General features: G+C 70.0%; 17 protein-coding genes. 4 read left to right on the top strand and 13 right to left on the bottom strand.

What is annotated here, in order from left to right:
• The first annotated feature begins 7 nt into the window (after positions 1 to 7).
• Entirely contained in the window at positions 8 to 1345 is a 1338-nt protein-coding gene (gene cseC, locus EDD92_RS26755) for a two-component system sensor histidine kinase CseC (protein WP_123966696.1), read from the top strand.
• Between the two features lie 356 nt (positions 1346 to 1701).
• On the opposite strand, the gene EDD92_RS26750 is transcribed toward cseC, so the two are convergent.
• Positions 1702 to 3285, bottom strand: a complete 1584-nt coding sequence (locus EDD92_RS26750) for an MDR family MFS transporter (RefSeq protein ID WP_123966694.1) — start codon at positions 3283 to 3285, stop codon at positions 1702 to 1704.
• Between the two features lie 125 nt (positions 3286 to 3410).
• Here EDD92_RS26750 and EDD92_RS26745 point away from each other — a divergent pair, with 125 nt between their 5' ends.
• A complete protein-coding gene (locus EDD92_RS26745) occupies positions 3411 to 4007 on the top strand; it encodes a TetR/AcrR family transcriptional regulator (RefSeq protein WP_123966692.1) in 597 nt (198 codons plus the stop codon).
• A 14-nt stretch (positions 4008 to 4021) separates the two neighbouring features.
• Here the strand turns inward: EDD92_RS26745 and EDD92_RS26740 are convergent, their stop codons facing one another.
• Entirely contained in the window at positions 4022 to 4705 is a 684-nt protein-coding gene (locus EDD92_RS26740; RefSeq protein WP_123966690.1) for a M23 family metallopeptidase, read from the bottom strand.
• Between the two features lie 449 nt (positions 4706 to 5154).
• Here EDD92_RS26740 and EDD92_RS26735 point away from each other — a divergent pair, with 449 nt between their 5' ends.
• Positions 5155 to 5754 carry an HAD family acid phosphatase gene (locus EDD92_RS26735; protein ID WP_123966688.1) on the top strand — a complete coding sequence of 200 codons (600 nt, stop codon included), beginning with the start codon at positions 5155 to 5157 and terminating at the stop codon, positions 5752 to 5754.
• Positions 5755 to 5822: 68 nt separating this feature from the next.
• Here the strand turns inward: EDD92_RS26735 and EDD92_RS26730 are convergent, their stop codons facing one another.
• Positions 5823 to 8351: an ATP-dependent Clp protease ATP-binding subunit gene (locus tag EDD92_RS26730; RefSeq protein ID WP_123966686.1), complete on the bottom strand. Its 2529-nt coding sequence runs from the start codon at positions 8349 to 8351 to the stop codon at positions 5823 to 5825.
• Positions 8352 to 8781: 430 nt separating this feature from the next.
• Here EDD92_RS26730 and EDD92_RS26720 point away from each other — a divergent pair, with 430 nt between their 5' ends.
• Positions 8782 to 9393 carry an SCO3374 family protein gene (locus tag EDD92_RS26720; RefSeq protein ID WP_123966684.1) on the top strand — a complete coding sequence of 204 codons (612 nt, stop codon included), beginning with the start codon at positions 8782 to 8784 and terminating at the stop codon, positions 9391 to 9393.
• Between the two features lie 8 nt (positions 9394 to 9401).
• Here the strand turns inward: EDD92_RS26720 and EDD92_RS26715 are convergent, their stop codons facing one another.
• From EDD92_RS26715 to EDD92_RS26670, 10 genes are all read right to left on the bottom strand, one after another.
• A complete protein-coding gene (locus EDD92_RS26715) occupies positions 9402 to 9737 on the bottom strand; it encodes an Lsr2 family protein (RefSeq protein ID WP_030942666.1) in 336 nt (111 codons plus the stop codon).
• Between the two features lie 272 nt (positions 9738 to 10009).
• Positions 10010 to 10561, bottom strand: a complete 552-nt coding sequence (locus EDD92_RS26710; protein ID WP_123966682.1) for an amino-acid N-acetyltransferase — start codon at positions 10559 to 10561, stop codon at positions 10010 to 10012.
• Between the two features lie 9 nt (positions 10562 to 10570).
• Positions 10571 to 10978: a BlaI/MecI/CopY family transcriptional regulator gene (locus EDD92_RS26705; RefSeq protein WP_399184122.1), complete on the bottom strand. Its 408-nt coding sequence runs from the start codon at positions 10976 to 10978 to the stop codon at positions 10571 to 10573.
• Positions 10979 to 11158: 180 nt separating this feature from the next.
• The gene (locus tag EDD92_RS26700) at positions 11159 to 11338 is read right to left on the bottom strand and encodes a hypothetical protein (protein WP_123966678.1); all 180 of its coding nucleotides are present in this window, start codon (positions 11336 to 11338) and stop codon (positions 11159 to 11161) included.
• A gap of 73 nt (positions 11339 to 11411) precedes the next feature.
• Positions 11412 to 12071, bottom strand: coding sequence for a hypothetical protein (locus EDD92_RS26695; RefSeq protein ID WP_123970564.1), 660 nt, complete (start codon positions 12069 to 12071; stop codon positions 11412 to 11414).
• A gap of 129 nt (positions 12072 to 12200) precedes the next feature.
• Positions 12201 to 12998, bottom strand: a complete 798-nt coding sequence (locus tag EDD92_RS26690) for a type III pantothenate kinase (protein WP_030942637.1) — start codon at positions 12996 to 12998, stop codon at positions 12201 to 12203.
• Between the two features lie 9 nt (positions 12999 to 13007).
• Positions 13008 to 13985, bottom strand: coding sequence for a carboxylating nicotinate-nucleotide diphosphorylase (gene nadC / locus EDD92_RS26685; RefSeq protein WP_123966676.1), 978 nt, complete (start codon positions 13983 to 13985; stop codon positions 13008 to 13010).
• Between the two features lie 5 nt (positions 13986 to 13990).
• On the bottom strand, positions 13991 to 15712 hold the full coding sequence (locus EDD92_RS26680) for an L-aspartate oxidase (protein ID WP_123966674.1): 1722 nt from the start codon (positions 15710 to 15712) through the stop codon (positions 13991 to 13993).
• Positions 15709 to 16710: a pantoate--beta-alanine ligase gene (gene panC / locus EDD92_RS26675; RefSeq protein WP_123966672.1), complete on the bottom strand. Its 1002-nt coding sequence runs from the start codon at positions 16708 to 16710 to the stop codon at positions 15709 to 15711. The genes EDD92_RS26680 and panC overlap by 4 nt, the downstream gene beginning before the upstream one ends.
• The gene (locus EDD92_RS26670) at positions 16707 to 17636 is read right to left on the bottom strand and encodes a Rossmann-like and DUF2520 domain-containing protein (protein WP_123966670.1); all 930 of its coding nucleotides are present in this window, start codon (positions 17634 to 17636) and stop codon (positions 16707 to 16709) included. The genes panC and EDD92_RS26670 overlap by 4 nt, the downstream gene beginning before the upstream one ends.
• Positions 17637 to 17672: the final 36 nt, after the last annotated feature.

Here is a 17672-nt window from a genome sequence, read left to right as displayed (position 1 = left end):
GGCGGTCATGCGGCGGACCCTTCGCTCCCCGGCCCGGCGCATGGAGCGCGCGGGCCTGCACACCGGGCTCAGATGGAAGCTCAGCGCGGCGATCGCGCTGGTGGCCGGCCTGGTGGCGATCACTCTGAGCCTCGTGGTGCACAACGCGGCCCGGGTCTCGATGCTCGACAACGCGCGCGACCTGGCCAATGAGCGCGTCGAGATCGCGCAGCGCAACTACGACCTGAACCGGCGGCCGAACTTCCCCAACATCAAGATCGACGACCCCGACCTGCCGGACGCGATGCGCGACAAGGTCCTGGATGGCCGCAAGGCCAGCGACGTCACCGACCACGGCGGGGTGCCGGACATCTGGGCGGCTGTGCCGACCAAGGACGGACGGGTGCTGTCCCTGCACAGCCATGTGCCGGACCGTTCCACGAATGTGATGAAGGACCTCGACCAGGCGCTCGTCATCGGCTCCGTGGCAGTCGTGGTCTGCGGCAGCGCGCTCGGCGTCATGATCGGCGGGCAGCTGTCCCGGCGGCTGCGCAAGGCGGCGGCCGCCGCGAACCAGGTCGCCAAGGGCGAGACCGACGTCCGGGTGCGGGAGGCCATCGGCGGGGTCATACGGGACGAGACCGACGATCTCGCGCGCGCGGTGGACGCCATGGCGGACGCGCTGCGGCAGCGGCTGGAGGCCGAGCGGCGGGTCACCGCCGACATCGCGCACGAGCTGCGCACGCCGGTGACGGGTCTGCTGACGGCGGCCGAGCTGCTCCCGCCCGGCCGCCCGACCGAGCTGGTCCTGGACCGCGCGAAGGCCATGCGCACCCTCGTCGAGGACGTCCTGGAGGTGGCCCGTCTCGACAGCGCCTCCGAGCGGGCGGAGCTGCAGGACATCGTGCTCGGCGAGTTCGTCGCCCGTCGGGTGGCGGCCAAGGACCCGGCCGTCGAGGTGCGGGTGGTGCACGAGTCGATGCTCACGACCGACCCGCGCCGCCTGGAACGCGTGCTGGTCAACCTGCTCGCCAACGCCGCCCGGCACGGCAAGCCGCCGATCCAGGTCACCGTCGAGGGCCGGGTCATCCGGGTCCGCGACCACGGCCCGGGCTTCCCCTCCGACCTGCTCGCCGACGGCCCGAGCCGCTTCCGCACGGGCAGCGCCGACCGCGCGGGCCACGGCCACGGCCTCGGCCTCACGATCGCCGCCGGGCAGGCACGTGTCCTGGGCGCCCGACTGACCTTCCGCAACGTACGCCCGGCGGGCGCACCGGATCACGTACCGGCGGAGGGCGCGGTGGCAGTGCTGTGGCTCCCGGAGCATGCGCCGACGAACACGGGCAGTTACCCGATGCTGCCGTAGGAGCTTTCGGGGCCGGGTGGTGGCGACCAGCCGCTCCTCCGGTCCGGCCTGACCGGCATCGCTGCCGGGGCGAGGCCCGCGGCGAGCCGCCACGGCATCTTCCACCCCGTCCGGCGTTTGAGGACGAGGCGAGCCACCACGGCTTTCCAGCCCGTCCGGCGTTTGAGGACGAGGCCGTTCAGGCCGATGGGGGGTCCAGGGGGCACAGCCCCCTGGCGGGGTCGAAGGGGCGGAGCCCCTGGGGATGGGACGGGTAGGGGCGGCGGGGGCGTGGAAACACGAAGAAGGCCCCCCAGGCACGAAGAAGGCCCCCCGGGGCGGACACCGACCGGGGGGGCCTTCAGCTCACTCGCGGATCAGACGGCCTCGACGACCGGCGCCTGCGCCACCGCCTCCGCATCGTCACCGGACTTGGACGCAGCCGGCCCCGTCCCCCGCAGCGCAACCTCCTTCACGAAGACCGCAGCAACCAGCGCGCCCACGGCCACCACAGCCCCCAGCAGGAACGCGGAGTGCGTACCCGCGGACACCGCGTGCTGGTACGCGTCCCGCACCTCGACCGGCAGCTTCGCCAGGCTCTTGGCGTCCAGCGCCGCCGACTTCTCGGTGATCTTCGCTCCCAGCCCCCCGGCCCGCTCGGCCATGACGTGCTGGACCCGGTTGTTGAACAGCGCGCCCATGATCGCGACGCCGAAGGACGAGCCGAGCGTACGGAACAGGGTGGTCGAGGAGGACGCGACACCCATGTCCTTCATCTCCACGCTGTTCTGCGCGACCAGCATGGTCACCTGCATCAGGCAGCCCATGCCGAGCCCCACGACCGCCATGAACACACCGGACGTGAACCGCGAGGTGCCGGTGTCCATCGTGGACAGCAGATAGAGCCCGACGCTCATCAGGACGCTGCCGACGACCGGGAAGACCTTGTAGCGGCCGGTGTTGGTGGTCACCCGCCCCGCCACCATCGAGGTGACCAGCATCGCGCCGAGCATCGGCAGCAGCAGCAACCCGGAGTTGGTCGCGGACGCGCCCTGCACGGACTGCTGGTACAGCGGCAGGTACAGCGTCGCACCGAACATCACGAAGCCGGTGATGAAGCCGATGACCGACATCAGCGTGAAGTTGCGGCTGCGGAAGATGTGCAGCGGCACGATCGGCTCCGCGGCCTTCGTCTGCCAGAACACGAACCCGATGAGGGCGGCGACGCCGATCCCGATGAGCTCCATGATCCGCGCGGACGTCCAGGCGTACTCCGTACCGCCCCAGGTGGTGACCAGCACGGTCGAGGTGATGCCGACGGTCAGCAGCGCGACACCGAGGTAGTCGATGCCCGCCTTGGCCCGCTTCTTCGGCAGGTGCAGCACGGCACTGATCAGACCGAGCGACACCACGCCGAGCGGCAGGTTGATGTAGAACGACCAGCGCCAGCCCCAGTTGTCGGTGATGGTGCCGCCGACCAGCGGGCCGCCGATCATCGCGAGCGCCATGACGCCGGCCATCATGCCCTGGTACTTGCCGCGCTCCCGCGGCGGTATCAGGTCACCGATGATCGCCATGACACCGACCATCAGACCACCCGCGCCGAGTCCCTGGATCGCGCGGAAACCGATCAGCTCGCCCATGTTCTGGGCCATGCCGCTGAGCGCGGAGCCGATCAGGAAGATCACGATCGACGTCATGAAGGCGCCCTTGCGCCCGTACATGTCGCCGAGCTTGCCCCAGATCGGGGTGGAGGCGGCGGTCGCGAGCGTGTACGCCGTGACCACCCAGGACAGATGCTCGAGTCCGCCGAGGTCGCCCACGATGGTCGGCATCGCGGTGCCCACGATCATGTTGTCGAGCATCGCGAGCATCATGGTGATCATGAGCGCGAGCAGCACGACCCGTACGCTCTTCGGCTGTTTTTCGGGCTTCGTCTCGACCGTCTGCGTGTCCGCCATCGTCCCCACTCCCCTGGGTATTTCCCCCCGGCCGGCCACTTACTTGCCGCCCGGCTAGTTGACTACACTGGGAAGGTAGACCCGTAACTAGCCGGGCGTCAAGTAAGTTTCTCTGGAGTGCGAGGATGGGCGGCACCATGGACGGCACCAAGCAGCAGCGCCGCGGAGACACCCGCCAGCGCATTCAGGACGTGGCGCTCGAACTCTTCGCCGAGCAGGGCTACGAGAAGACGTCGTTGCGCGAGATCGCCGAGCACCTCGACGTCACCAAGGCGGCGCTCTACTACCACTTCAAGACGAAGGAAGAGATCCTCGTCAGCATCTTCGACGACCTCTCGCAGCCGATCGTGGAACTGATCGAGTGGGGCAGGCGACAGCCGCAGTCGCTGGAGACCAAGCACGAGATCATCCGCCGCTACAGCGACACCCTGGCGGGCGCGACCCCGCTCTTCCGCTTCATGCAGGAGAACCAGGGCACGGTGAAGGAACTGCGCATCGGCGAGACGTTCCGCAACCGCATGATGGGCATGCGCGACATCCTCATCGACCCGGACGCCGAGCTGATCGACCAGGTGCGCTGCGTCAGCGCGCTGTTCACGCTGCATGCCGGGATGTTCGCGCTGAACGACATCGAGGGCGACCCCGAGGACAAGCGCAAGGCGGTCCTGGAGGTCGCCACCGACCTGGTGACGCGGGCGCACCAGGCCTCACACCCGTCCTAGGCGCTCAGCGCGCCTCAGACGGTCACACCCTTGGAGCGCAGGAAGGCGACCGGGTCGACGGCCGACCCGTAGTTCGCCGTCGTACGGATTTCGAAGTGCAGGTGCGGGCCACTGGAGTTACCGGTGTTCCCGGACCGGGCTATGTGCTGGCCGGTGGCGACCACCTGGCCGATCCTGACGTCGATCCGCGACAGATGGGCGTACTGCGAGTAGGTCCCGTTGCCGTGCCTGATCACGATGGCGTTGCCGTACGCGGGCCCGTCACCGGCGCCGTTGCCGCCGGCCTTGACGACGGTGCCGCCGTGCGCGGCGACGACGTCCGTGCCGCTCGCCACCGCGAAGTCCTGCCCGCTGTGGGTGGACTGCCACATGCCGCCGGCCTGGTTGAAGCTCGCGGAGAGGCGGTACTTCTTCACCGGGTGCATCCAGGAGGCGGCCTTCTTCGCGGCAGCAGCCTTGGCGGCCGCCTTCTTGGCAGCGGCCGCATGAGCGGCCTTCTTCGCGCTCGCGGCGGCCTTGGCCTGCGCGGCGGCCTGCGCCTTGACGGCGCTCGCCGCACTGGACGCGGAGGTGGCATCGGCGGCGGCCGCGACCCCTGCGCCCAATACGACCGACATTCCCAGACCGGCGGCCAGGACAGCCGCACGGCTGCGCAGCAGGGACGTACGGGAAGAGCGGGACGTGACACGCGAAGACATGGAAACCTCGGGGAGACGGGGGCAGAGAAAACCACCCGGCGCACAAGCGGCCACCGGATGGACCATCCCTTGGTAACCCGGGGACCCACGAAGCCCAAAACCTGTGATCTACGACGGAAGCTAGTACTTCACCCCAAAACTTCCCTCTCCTTGACACAGCTCCAATAACGGACGAATCAACACGCGACGGCAGAATTACCACTGAGGTTCCAGGAAAGGGACCCTTTTCCACTCCCCTCGGGCGGCCCACTACCTGCGCTAGTACCGGCCGGATGACCTGTGCGTCATGTCACCGCCCAGCAAGATCCACCCGCTCCACGAAACAACCGTCATGTGACGCACATCTCTGGCCACTTACCGCCCAGTAACCCTACGGTTCCCCTCACGCCACCCTCGGCGCCGAACATGCACAAGACAACGGCATACGGACGTGAGAGGACCCCCCACCCATGACAAGCCGACGCCCCTGGGCGCTCCGCGCAGTGGTCACCGCAGTCTCCGCATCTGCCCTCCTGACCCTGGCCACCCCCGCCGACGCGGCGACGAGCACGGCGGACGTCGACTACGCGACCTGGCAGAAGGACTGCCAGACGGTGATGGACCAGGCCCTGCCGTACCTGAAGGAGCGGATCGCCGCGGCCCAGCCGGGCCGGAAGCAGGCGATCGTCTTCGACATCGACAACACCACGCTCGAGACGGACTTCGGCTTCAGCTTCCCGCAGCCGGCCAACAAGCCCGTCCTGAACGTCGCTCAGTACGCCCAGGAGCACGGCGTCTCGCTCTTCTTCGTCACCGCCCGCCCGGGCATCATCTACGCGCCCACCGAGTGGAACCTGGAGCACGACGGCTACGACGTCTCCGGTCTCTACGTCCGCGGCCTGTTCGACCTGTTCAAGGACGTCGCCGCCTACAAGACCGCCCAGCGCGCCGACATCGAGAACAAGGGCTACGACATCATCGCGAACATCGGCAACAGCGCCACCGACCTCTCGGGGGGCCACGCCGACAAGACCTTCAAACTCCCGGACTACAACGGGCAGTTGTCGTAACCGCGGGCAGGCATGACGAAGGGGCCGGTGCTCGAAAGCACCGGCCCCTTCTGGCGTCGCCGTGAGGCTTACGCCTCCTTGCTCAGGTTCGGCCCGGCACCGCCGGCCGCCTGCTCGATCGGCGGGACGTCGGGCAGCGCCGACTTCTCCTCGCCGCGGAAGGTGAAGGTCTGGGTCTCGCCCTCGCCCTCGGTGTCCACGACCACGATGTGACCGGGACGCAGCTCACCGAAGAGGATCTTCTCGGAGAGCGTGTCCTCGATCTCGCGCTGGATGGTGCGGCGCAGCGGCCGCGCACCCAGCACCGGGTCGTAACCCTTCTTCGACAGCAGCTCCTTGGCGGACTGGGAGAGCTCGATGCCCATGTCCCGGTCCTTCAGGCGCTCGTCCACCTTGCTGATCATCAGGTCGACGATCGCGAGGATGTCGGCCTGGGTCAGCTGCGGGAAGACGACCACGTCGTCCACGCGGTTGAGGAACTCGGGGCGGAAGTGCTGCTTGAGCTCGTCCGAGACCTTGTTCTTCATGCGCTCGTAGTTGGACTTGGTGTCACCCTGCGCCGCGAAGCCCAGGTTGAAGCCCTTGGAGATGTCCCGGGTGCCGAGGTTGGTCGTCATGATGATGACCGTGTTCTTGAAGTCCACGACCCGGCCCTGGGAGTCGGTCAGGCGACCGTCCTCCAGGATCTGCAGCAGCGAGTTGAAGATGTCCGGGTGGGCCTTCTCGACCTCGTCGAAGAGGACGACCGAGAACGGCTTGCGGCGGACCTTCTCGGTCAGCTGGCCGCCCTCTTCGTAGCCCACGTATCCGGGCGGGGAACCGAAGAGACGCGACACCGTGTGCTTCTCGCTGAACTCCGACATGTCGAGGGAGATCAGCGCGTCCTCGTCACCGAAGAGGAACTCCGCGAGCGCCTTGGAGAGTTCGGTCTTACCGACACCGGAGGGGCCGGCGAAGATGAACGAACCACCGGGACGCTTCGGGTCCTTGAGGCCCGCGCGCGTACGACGGATCGCCTTCGACAGCGCCTTGACGGCGTCGACCTGGCCGATGACCCGCTTGTGGAGCTCGTCCTCCATGCGCAGCAGACGCGAGGACTCCTCCTCGGTCAGCTTGAAGACCGGGATGCCGGTGGCAGTCGCGAGGACCTCGGCGATCAGCTCGCCGTCGACCTCCGCGACGACGTCCATGTCGCCGGCCTTCCACTCCTTCTCCCGCTTGGCCTTGGCGGCCAGGAGCTGCTTCTCCTTGTCGCGGAGGGAAGCGGCCTTCTCGAAGTCCTGCGAGTCGATCGCGGACTCCTTGTCGCGGCGCACGCCCGCGATCTTCTCGTCGAACTCACGCAGGTCCGGCGGAGCGGTCATCCGGCGGATGCGCATCCGGGAACCGGCCTCGTCGATCAGGTCGATCGCCTTGTCCGGCAGGAAGCGGTCCGAGATGTACCGGTCGGCCAGGGTGGCGGCCTGGACCAGCGCCTCGTCGGTGATGGAGACGCGGTGGTGGGCCTCGTACCGGTCGCGCAGACCCTTGAGGATCTCGATCGTGTGCGGCAGGGACGGCTCCGCGACCTGGATGGGCTGGAAGCGGCGCTCGAGGGCCGCGTCCTTCTCCAGGTGCTTGCGGTACTCGTCCAGCGTGGTCGCACCGATGGTCTGCAGCTCACCGCGGGCCAGCATCGGCTTCAGGATCGAAGCCGCGTCGATGGCACCCTCGGCGGCACCCGCACCGACCAGCGTGTGCAGCTCGTCGATGAACAGGATGATGTCGCCGCGGGTGCGGATCTCCTTGAGGACCTTCTTCAGGCGCTCCTCGAAGTCACCGCGGTAGCGGGAGCCGGCGACCAGCGCGCCGAGGTCCAGGGTGTAGAGGTGCTTGTCCTTGAGGGTCTCGGGCACCTCGCCCTTGACGATGGCCTGGGCGAGGCCCTCGACGACGGCGGTCTTGCCGACACCGGGCTCACCGATCAGGACCGGGTTGTTCTTGGTACGGCGGGACAGCACCTGCATGACCCGCTCGATCTCCTTCTCGCGCCCGATGACCGGGTCGAGCTTGGACTCACGAGCGGCCTGGGTGAGGTTCCGGCCGAACTGGTCGAGGACCAGGGACGTGGAGGGAGTGCCCTCGGCAGGACCGCCACTGGCACCGGCGGTCTCCTTGCCCTGGTAACCGGAGAGCAGCTGGATGACCTGCTGCCGCACCCGGTTGAGATCTGCGCCCAGCTTGACCAGGACCTGGGCGGCGACGCCCTCGCCCTCACGGATCAGGCCGAGCAGGATGTGCTCCGTGCCGATGTAGTTGTGGCCCAGCTGAAGGGCCTCGCGGAGCGACAGCTCCAGGACCTTCTTGGCACGGGGGGTGAAGGGGATGTGCCCGGACGGGGCCTGCTGGCCCTGGCCGATGATCTCCTCCACCTGCTGGCGGACCGCCTCGAGCGAAATCCCGAGGCTCTCAAGGGCCTTGGCGGCGACACCCTCACCCTCGTGGATCAGGCCCAGGAGGATGTGCTCGGTGCCGATGTAGTTGTGGTTGAGCATCCGGGCTTCTTCCTGAGCCAGGACGACAACCCGCCGCGCGCGGTCGGTGAACCTCTCGAACATCGTTAATCGCTCCTCAGAGCGGTCAGGCAGTGGGGGGAACTTCCCCTCCCTGTCCTTCCGCAGCTTAGTCCCGCAAGCGGGGACCGCTCATTCCAACTGCCGACACCGTCGATGGCCTCCTGACCCGTGACGCCGACATCTGCTCCAACCCGATGGTGCGAGACGATGTTCCCGCAGGCCAGGTGGTTACCCTCACCATCAGTACGCCGATGGCGAACGTGAGACCACCTTGCCTGCGTGTCGCCCCCTCCCACTAGGGATGTCTTACCCGCTGGGACTGACACTCCATGCCGCGCGCACCGGTTCACTCCGCTATGGGCGAACAACCTTGCGCCACCCCGCACCCCCGCACGCCCCCTTTTTCGGCACTCTGCGCATCCGCCAGGACACCCAGCGTAACTTGCAAGCTCTTCGGGCGGTTGCCCTTGGCATGGTTGGCAGCCTCTCCACGGTCCCGCTCCCCCGTCGGCCGCTCGATCCGGGCGATCGGGTCAGCCGGTTCTACGAGAACGAACTGGGCTGGGCGACAGTGCCCGCGCGCGCGGGAAGCTCCGGATCTCCGGTACGGCTCCTCGTGGGCGACCGCTTCGACGTCCTGGACGTCCCGGCCGAGGCGGGCCGGGCGGGCCTGCGCCATCTCGCGCCGGCCTCTCCGGTGGCCGCACAGGGGGACCGGATGCGGCTGCTGGTGGCCGCGGGCAGCGCGGAGGAACTGCCGGGGCTGCTGGACTGGCTGGAGTGGGGCGCGCTGACGCTCGATCTGAGGGCGCTCGGCGCAGGCTGCGTCATGGACGCGCCGCTGCCGCCCGGAACGCAGTCGGCCGGTGTACGGCCGGTGGGCCGCTCTGGCGTGCAGGGGGCCGCCGTATGGCTGCGGCCCCCCGAGCCGGGGTGCGCGGTCGAGGCCTCGCTGCCGACGCTGTCGGCTGTGAGGGGCGGTGGGGGCGCCCCCGATCTCGTGCGACTTGTGGACACGGTGGCAACGCAGTGCCACCGGCTGCGGCTGCGGCGCGCATGCGCCCAGCCGTTGGCCCTGCCGTAGACCAGCGATCAGGCGTTGGCCTTCTCGTAGGCCTCGCGGATGGACGCGGGGACGCGGCCGCGGTCGTTGACCTCGTAACCGTTCTCCTTCGCCCACGCGCGGATCTGCGCGGTGTCCTGGCTGCCACCGGAAGCGGCACGGGCCTTTCCGCGTCCGCCCGAAGCGCGGCCTCCGGTACGACGACCACCCTTCACGTAAGGCTCGAGAAGGCCACGGAGCTTGTCCGCATTGGCGGTCGTGAGATCGATCTCGTAAGTCTTGCCGTCCAACGCGAACGTGACGGTCTCGTCCGCCTCGCCGCCGTCGATGTCATCGACAAGAAGGACCTGAACCTTCTGTGCCACCGGATTTCCTTTCATCCATAACTTGAGGGCGGGGGCCTGCGGCGTCCGCCGTTTCGCCGTCCCCTGTTATATGCAGTACTGCAGTACGTCGGAAAGCAAACCGCTTTTGCGGGAAAAACACAAACCCCTTGGAGAGACTGAGCGAGAGACCGAGCGCGAGACCCCGTGCGGGGCCGACTGCCGGGCAGAGAGCCACTCCGTCCGAAAACATACGCGTTTCGGACATAGGGAACCGGGGCAACGGCGGCGGAATAGGTCTCGGTGATCGGCGATCACAGATGCAGAAGCATCCGGCTGTTGCCCAAGGTGTTCGGTTTCACCCGTTCGAGACCCAGGAACTCTGCTACGCCTTCGTCATAGGAACGCAGTAGCTCCGCGTAGACATCGGTGTCGACGGGTGTCTCGCCGATCTCGACGAAGCCGTGCTTGGCGAAGAAGTCCACTTCGAAGGTCAGACAGAAAACGCGACGAACACCCAGCCAGCGCGCGGTGTGCAGCAACTTCTCCAGCACCTGGTGCCCGACACCGGCGCCCTTCAGGCCGGGCTTCACCGCGAGAGTGCGGACTTCCGCGAGGTCTTCCCACATCACGTGCAGCGCGCCGCAGCCGACCACCTCGGCGTTGTCGTCGCGTTCTGCGACCCAGAACTCCTGGATGTCCTCGTAAAGGGTGACCGTCGCTTTGTCGAGCAGGATGCGGCCGCGTACGTACGTGTCAAGGAGACGGCGCACGGCCGGGACATCGCTGGTGCGGGCCCGCCGGACAGTGATGGCTTTAGCGCTGACTTCGGGGCCTTCGGGACCTTCGGGACTCTCTGCTGACATGAGCGGACGCTATCGCCCGTCGTCCTCCTGTGCAGACCCGGGGTTCTCGCCGGCGGTATCGCTGCCGGTATCCGTGGTGGCTTCAGGCGTTTCCGGCCCTTGGACGATGCGTACGGCGTCACTGAGGGCCCCTCGCTGTTCGTCGCTCATCATCCCGAAGAACGCGACGAGAGCGGCTGCGGGGTTGTCGCTCTGCGACCAGGCGTCGTTCATCAGAGCGGCCGCGTAGGCGGCCCTGGTGGAGACCGCCTCATATCGATAGGCCCGGCCTTCCGCCTCGCGGCGTACCCAGCCCTTCTGATGGAGATTGTCCAAAACGGTCATCACCGTGGTGTACGCGATGGACCGTTCCTGCTGAAGGTCTTCCAGGACTTCTCGAACGGTCACCGGGCGGTTCCACTTCCACACCCGCGTCATGACCGCGTCTTCGAGTTCTCCCAATGGGCGAGGCACACCTCAGCACAATAGTGGGAGAACTCCCCATTGGCGCCCCGGACGGGCACTTTCACTGTCATACGGCAACAAAAGGGGCGTACGGCTCGGGGGCGCGGGCGCGCGCGGGAGCCGTACGCCGATGGGGCGCCGTCGGGGAGGGACTCAGCCGTCGGTCCTGGCGGGGCCCTGCCGGACCCCTTCCGCGTGCGCGATGGCGGCGTCGACGGCCGCGTCCTCCTTGGCCTTGTTGGCCCCGCCCTGGGTCTTCACGATCACCCTGATCACGCCGATGAAGAACACGGCCATGACGACCGGGGGCACAAGCGCGGAGACGTAGTCCATGCATCCAGGGTAGCCACGGGGTGGCAGGACGGGCGGGGCGGGGTTGGGCTGGTTCCGGACGGTTCGGGCCCGGTCAGCCGGCGGCGAGGTGCCGGGGCGGGTTGGAGCCGGACGGCGGGGTCGGCTTGCGGCGGGGGAAGACCTCACCCGGGGTGGGGATCGGACGGGCCGGTTTCGGGGCGGCCGGGGCGGGGGCCGGTTTGGGGGCCGCCGGCTTCTCGGCGGGCTTCTTCTCGGGCTTCCTGGCGGGGTCCCGCTCGATGTCCGGCCCGAGGCGCTCACCGGCACCCTTGAGGCCGCCCTGGAGGGCCGTGAGGCGGTTGCGGGCAGCAGGGACGGTCGGGGCTGCCGTGCGGGCCGGATCGCGTGCGAGGCGGGCGCGTACGTCCTGCTCGGCGAGCATCCGGCAGCGGCCCAGCAGCACGGAGGCGGCCGGGTTGCCGCGCAGCGCCCGGAGGGCGGCGAGGTCGTCGGGGTCCGGGCGGTACCCGGCGCCCAGCGCCTCCTCGAGGAGGACGAGGTAGTCGGCGGTGGTTCCGGGCAGGGCGGCGCGGTAGCGCGCGAGGTCGGCCACCAGGAAGGCACGCAGTCTGGCGCCCTCGCGCATCGCCTCGTCGAGCGACTCGGCGAGGCGGAGACAGTCCTGGACGTCCCCGGCAGGAGTGGGGCCTGGCTGAAGGGCGAGGGCGAGGGCGCGGCGGAGCACACGCAGCTCCTCCACGCCGAACGCCATGCCGCCGCGGGATCCGTATGGCGTGGGCATGCGGCGACGATACGCGCTAATCAGACAAATTCGACATATTTCGACATACGGGGTGGGTGTGGCGCGACCGAGCCACCCGGTTGCGCCGCGGGGCACGCCTCACATGCGCGCCACGTTCCGCTCGTACACCAGCCGCAGCCCGACCAGGGTCAGCCACGGCTCGTGCTCGTCGATCACCGACGACTCGCCCAGCACCATCGGTGCCAGCCCGCCGGTCGCGATCACCGTCACGTCGTCGGGGTCCTCCGCCAGCTCCCGCGCCATGCGGCTCACGACCCCGTCGACCTGTCCGGCGAACCCGTAGATGATCCCGGACTGCATCGCCTCGACCGTGTTCTTGCCGATCACGCTCCGCGGCCGGGCCACCTCGATCTTCCGCAGCTGTGCGCCCCGGACGCCGAGCGCCTCGACGGAGATCTCGATACCGGGCGCGATGACGCCGCCGATGTACTCCCCGCGCGCGGAGACGGCGTCGAACGTCGTGGCCGTACCGAAGTCCACGACGATCGCCGGGCCGCCGTACAGCTCGACCGCCGCCACCGCGTTGATGATGCGGTCGGCGCCGACCTCCTTGGGGTTGTCGGTCAGGATCGGCACGCCCGTCTTCACGCCCGGCTCCACCAGCACCGCGGGCACGTCGCCGTAGTACCGGCGCGTCACCTCACGCAGCTCGTGCAGCACGGAGGGCACGGTCGCGCAGATCGCGATCCCGTCGATGCCGTCGCCCAGTTCGTCGCCGAGCAGCGGGTGCATGCCCATCAGGCCCTGCAGCAGCACCGCCAGCTCGTCCGCCGTGCGGCGCGCGTCCGTGGAGATGCGCCAGTGCTCGACGATGTCGTCCCCGTCGAAGAGACCCAGGACGGTGTGTGTGTTCCCTACGTCGATCGTCAGCAGCATGGCCGGTACCTACTCCGCCGCTCGCAGGTCGAGGCCGATGTCGAGGATCGGCGAGGAGTGGGTCAGGGCTCCTACGGCGAGGTAGTCGACGCCGGTGTCGGCGTACGCCTTCGCGTTCTCCAGGGTGAGCCGGCCCGACGCCTCCAGGGCTGCGCGGCCGTGCACGAGGGCCACCGCCTCCTCGCACTCGCCGGGCGTGAAGTTGTCCAGGAGGATCAGGTCGGCGCCGGCGTCCACGACCTCGCGCAGCTGGTGCAGCGTGTCGACCTCGACCTCGATCGGGACCTCCGGGAAGGTCTCCCGTACGGCCTTGAAGGCCTGCGCGACACCGCCCGCGGCGACCACGTGGTTGTCCTTGACCAGGGCCGCGTCCGACAGCGACATGCGGTGGTTGACGCCGCCGCCGCAGCGGACCGCGTACTTCTCCAGGGAGCGCAGCCCAGGCGTCGTCTTGCGGGTGTCACGCACGCGTGCCTTCGTGCCCTCGAGAACGTCCGTCCACGCGCGCGTGGCGGTCGCGATGCCCGACAGACGGCACACCAGGTTGAGCGCGCTGCGCTCGGCGGTGAGCAGGTCACGGGTGCGCGTGGTGACCGACAGGAGCTTCTGCCCGGCCGCCACCCGGTCGCCGTCCTCGACGTGCCGCTCGACCTCGAACTCGTCCGTGCAGACCACCGAGATCACTGCTTCGGCGACCCTGAGGCCCGCCACGACGCCCGCCTCGCGCGCGGTGAAGTCGGCGGTGGCGACGGCCTCCTCGGGGATGGTCGCGACGGTCGTCACGTCCACACCGTGGTCCAGGTCCTCCTGGATGGCGACATTGGCGATGTCCTCGACCTCCACGGGGTCGAGTCCGGCGTCGGACAGGAGCTGCGCGAGCGCGGGGTCGAGCCCGCACTCCAGGTACTCCGCGTCGGCGTCCGCGCCGCAGGCACAGCCGTCGCCGCAGCCTCCGGTCGAGGCGAGGGGAAGGTCGGGGGTGCTCACTTCTGTCACTGCTCCTGGGGACGGTGCTGCTGCCGGGTCGGGGGGAAGTCTGGGGTGTCCGTGGTGTGTACGGCCAGCGTCCGGTCGGGATTGAGCCGTACGACGATGTGGCGCCGCCACGCGGTGTCGTCGCGCTCGGCGCGGTCCTCGCGCCAGTGGCAGCCGCGGGTCTCCTCGCGCAGCAGGGCGGCGGTGACCAGGACGCGGGCCACGCACAGGAGGTTGGTGGCCTCCCAGGTGTCGACGCCGGGCTCGGACGTCTTGCCGTTCTCGTCGAGGGAGTCGCGGGCCTCGGTGTGCAGCTGCTGGAGCTGCTCGGCGGCCTTGGCGAGGGAGTCGCCGGAGCGCAGGACGCCCGCTCCGTGCGTCATGATCCGCTGGATCGCGAAACGGTCCTCGGGGGCGAGGAGCGGGTGCGCGGGCACCTCGGGGTGCTCGACCGGTTCGGGCACGCGCGCGTGGAGGCCGTTCTCCGCGTGCGCGGCGACGATGTCCTCCGCGATGCGCTCGGCGTAGACGAGGCCTTCGAGGAGCGAGTTGGAGGCGAGGCGGTTGGCGCCGTGCACGCCGGTGCACGCGACCTCTCCGCACGCGTACAGGCCGGGGACGGTCGTGCGGCCCTGGGAGTCCGTGCGGACGCCGCCGGAGGCGTAGTGGGCCGCCGGGGCGATCGGGATGGGATCGGTGACCGGGTCGATGCCGTGGGCGCGGCAGGCGGCGAGGATGGTCGGGAAGCGCTGCTCCCACATGTCGGCGCCGAAGTGCCGGGCGTCCAGGAACATGTGCCCGGCGTCCTGCTCCTGCATCCGGCGCATGATGCCCTTGGCGACGATGTCCCGGGGGGCGAGCTCGGCCAGTTCGTGCTGCCCCAGCATGAAACGCACGCCGTCGGCGTCGACCAGGTGCGCGCCCTCGCCCCGCACGGCCTCGGAGACCAGCGGCTGCTGGCCCTCCGCGTCGGCACCCAGGAACAACACGGTCGGGTGGAACTGCACGAACTCCAGGTCGGAGACCTCCGCGCCCGCACGCAGGGCGAGCGCCACGCCGTCGCCGGTGGACACCGAGGGGTTGGTGGTCGCGGAGAACACCTGGCCCATGCCGCCGGTCGCGAGGACGACCGCGGGGGCGTGCACGGCGCCCACGCCGTCGTGCTGGCCCTCGCCCATGACGTGCAGGCTCACGCCCGCCGTGCGGCCGTCGGGGTCCGTCAGCAGGTCCAGCACGAGCGCGTTCTCGATCATGCGCACACCACGCGCGCGTGCCGCCTCGACCAGCGCCCGGGAAATCTCCGCGCCGGTCGCGTCGCCGCCGGCGTGCGCGATGCGCCGGCGGTGGTGGCCGCCCTCACGGGTGAGCTGCAGGTCGCCCTCTTCGGACTCGTCGAAGTGCGCGCCGGTCGCGATGAGGCGGCGCACGGCGTCCGGGCCCTCGGTGACGAGGATGCGTACGGCGGCCTCGTCGCACAGGCCCGCGCCCGCCACCAGGGTGTCGTCCAGGTGCTGTTCGGGGGTGTCGCCCTCGCCGAGGGCGGCGGCGATGCCGCCCTGTGCCCAGCGGGTGGAGCCGTCGTCGAGGCGGGCCTTGGTGACCACGACCGTCCTCAGGCCGGCGGCCTCGCAGCGCAGGGCGGCGGTGAGGCCGGCGACGCCGGAGCCGACGACCACCACGTCCGCGGCGATGGACCACCCGGGGGCGGGCGCGTGCAGTCGTATGCCTGTGCTGGTCACGAGGCGGCTCCGGAGGTTCCGAATAGGAGTGGGATGTTGTCGATCAGACGGGTCGTCCCGACCCGGGCGGCGACGGCGAGAACGGCCTCGCCGGTGAAGTCGTCGTCGATCTCGGTGAAGTCGGACGGGTCGACGAGGGCCAGGTAGTCCAGTTCGAGCGGCGGCGACAGCCGCGCTGCGTCGTCGAGGATCAGCCGGGCGGCCGCGCGGACGGCCGTCGGGGCGCCCGGGAGTGCCTTCGCGACGGCGTGCGCGTCGGCGGCCGCGCGGGACTCCCCTATGGCGCTGAGCGCCTCGGCACGCGCGTGCGTGGCGGGCACTTCGCGGGCCCGCGCGCGCAGCGCCTCCTGGGCCGCGTGCCGGTCGCTGCCCGCGAACAGCGCGCGGGAGAGGCTGAGCGCCGTGCGCCGCTGTTCGGGCGAGAGGTAGCGGTTGCGGCTGGAGAGGGCGAGGCCGTCCTCCTCGCGCACGGTGGGCACGCCGACGATCTCCACGCCGAAGTTCAGGTCCCGCACCATGCGGCGGATCAGGGCGAGCTGCTGGGCGTCCTTCTGGCCGTACAGGGCGAGGTCGGGGCGGGTGAGGTGCAGCAGCTTGGCGACGACGGTGAGCATGCCGTCGAAGTGGCCGGGGCGCGAGGCGCCCTCCAGACGCGCCCCCATGGGGCCCGCGGTGATGCGGACCTGGGGTTCGCCGCCGGGGTAGACCTCGTCCACGGAGGGCGCGAACACGGCGTCCGCGCCGGACAGTCCGGCGAGCTTGAGGTCGGCGTCCAGGGTGCGCGGGTAGCGGTCGAGGTCCTCGCCCGCGCCGAACTGCAGGGGGTTCACGAAGACGGTGACGACGACCTCGCCGTCCGGCCCGGCGAGCTCGCGCGCGGTGCGGATCAGCGTGGCGTGGCCCTCGTGCAGGGCGCCCATGGTCATCACCACGGCGCGGCGGCCGGTACGCGTGCGTGCGTGCAGTTCGTCGGCGGTGCGCAGCAGGGTGGTGGTCATCGGGCGTCTCCCTCGGCGCCGTTGGTCCCGGTGGCGAGTACCCCGAGGAGGTCCTCGGCGAGCTCCGGCTTCAGCAGCCCGTGGGCGAGCGCGCGGTCGGCGGTCGCGCGGGCCATCGCCAGATAGCCGGCGACGGTCTGCGGGGCGTGCTTGCGCAGCTCCGCGACGTGCGCGGCGACCGTACCGGCGTCCCCGCGCGCGACAGGGCCGGTCAGGGCCGCGTCGCCGGAGCGCAGGGCGTTGTCGAGGGCGGCGCCGAGCAGCGGGCCGAGCATCCGGTCCGGGGCCGCGACGCCCGCCTCGCGCAGCAGCTCCATGGCCTGGGCGACCAGCGTGACCAGGTGGTTCGCGCCGAGCGCGAGCGCCGCGTGGTACAGCGGGCGCATCTCCTCGGCGATCCATTCCGGTTCGCCGCCCATCTCGATCACGAGAGCCTCGGCGGCCAGCCGGAGCTCCTCGGGCGCCGTGACCCCGAAGGAGCACCCGGCGAGGCGCTGGACGTCCACATGCGTGCCCGTGAAGGTCATCGCCGGATGCAGGGCCAGCGGCAGCGCACCCGCGCGCAGGGCGGGATCCAGGACCTTGGCGCCGTACCGCCCGGAGGTGTGCACGAGCAGCTGCCCCGGCCGTACGGCACCGGTCTCGGCGAGCCCCTCCACCAGGCCGGGCAGCGTGTCGTCCGGGACGGTCAGCAGGACCAGGTCGGCGCGCTCCAGGACCTCGGCGGGCGGCACCAGCGGCACGTCGGGGAGCATCTCCGCCGCGCGCCTCCTGGAGGCGTCGGAGACTCCGGAGACGGCCACCGGACGGTGCCCGGCGAGCTGGAGGGACGCGGCCAGCGCGGGGCCCACACGACCGGCGCCGACGACGCCTACGGTGAGCCGCGCGGGGCGGTCCCTGGGGTCTGGCTGTTGGCTTGTACTCACGCGACGGCGGCCTTCCCGTTCCAGTCCGCTCCGGGT

This window comes from Streptomyces sp. TLI_185 (genome assembly GCF_003814765.1).
Lineage (GTDB): Bacteria > Actinomycetota > Actinomycetes > Streptomycetales > Streptomycetaceae > Streptomyces.
Note: the sequence above shows the minus strand (reverse complement) of the source record. Positions and strands in the feature narration are given on the sequence as shown.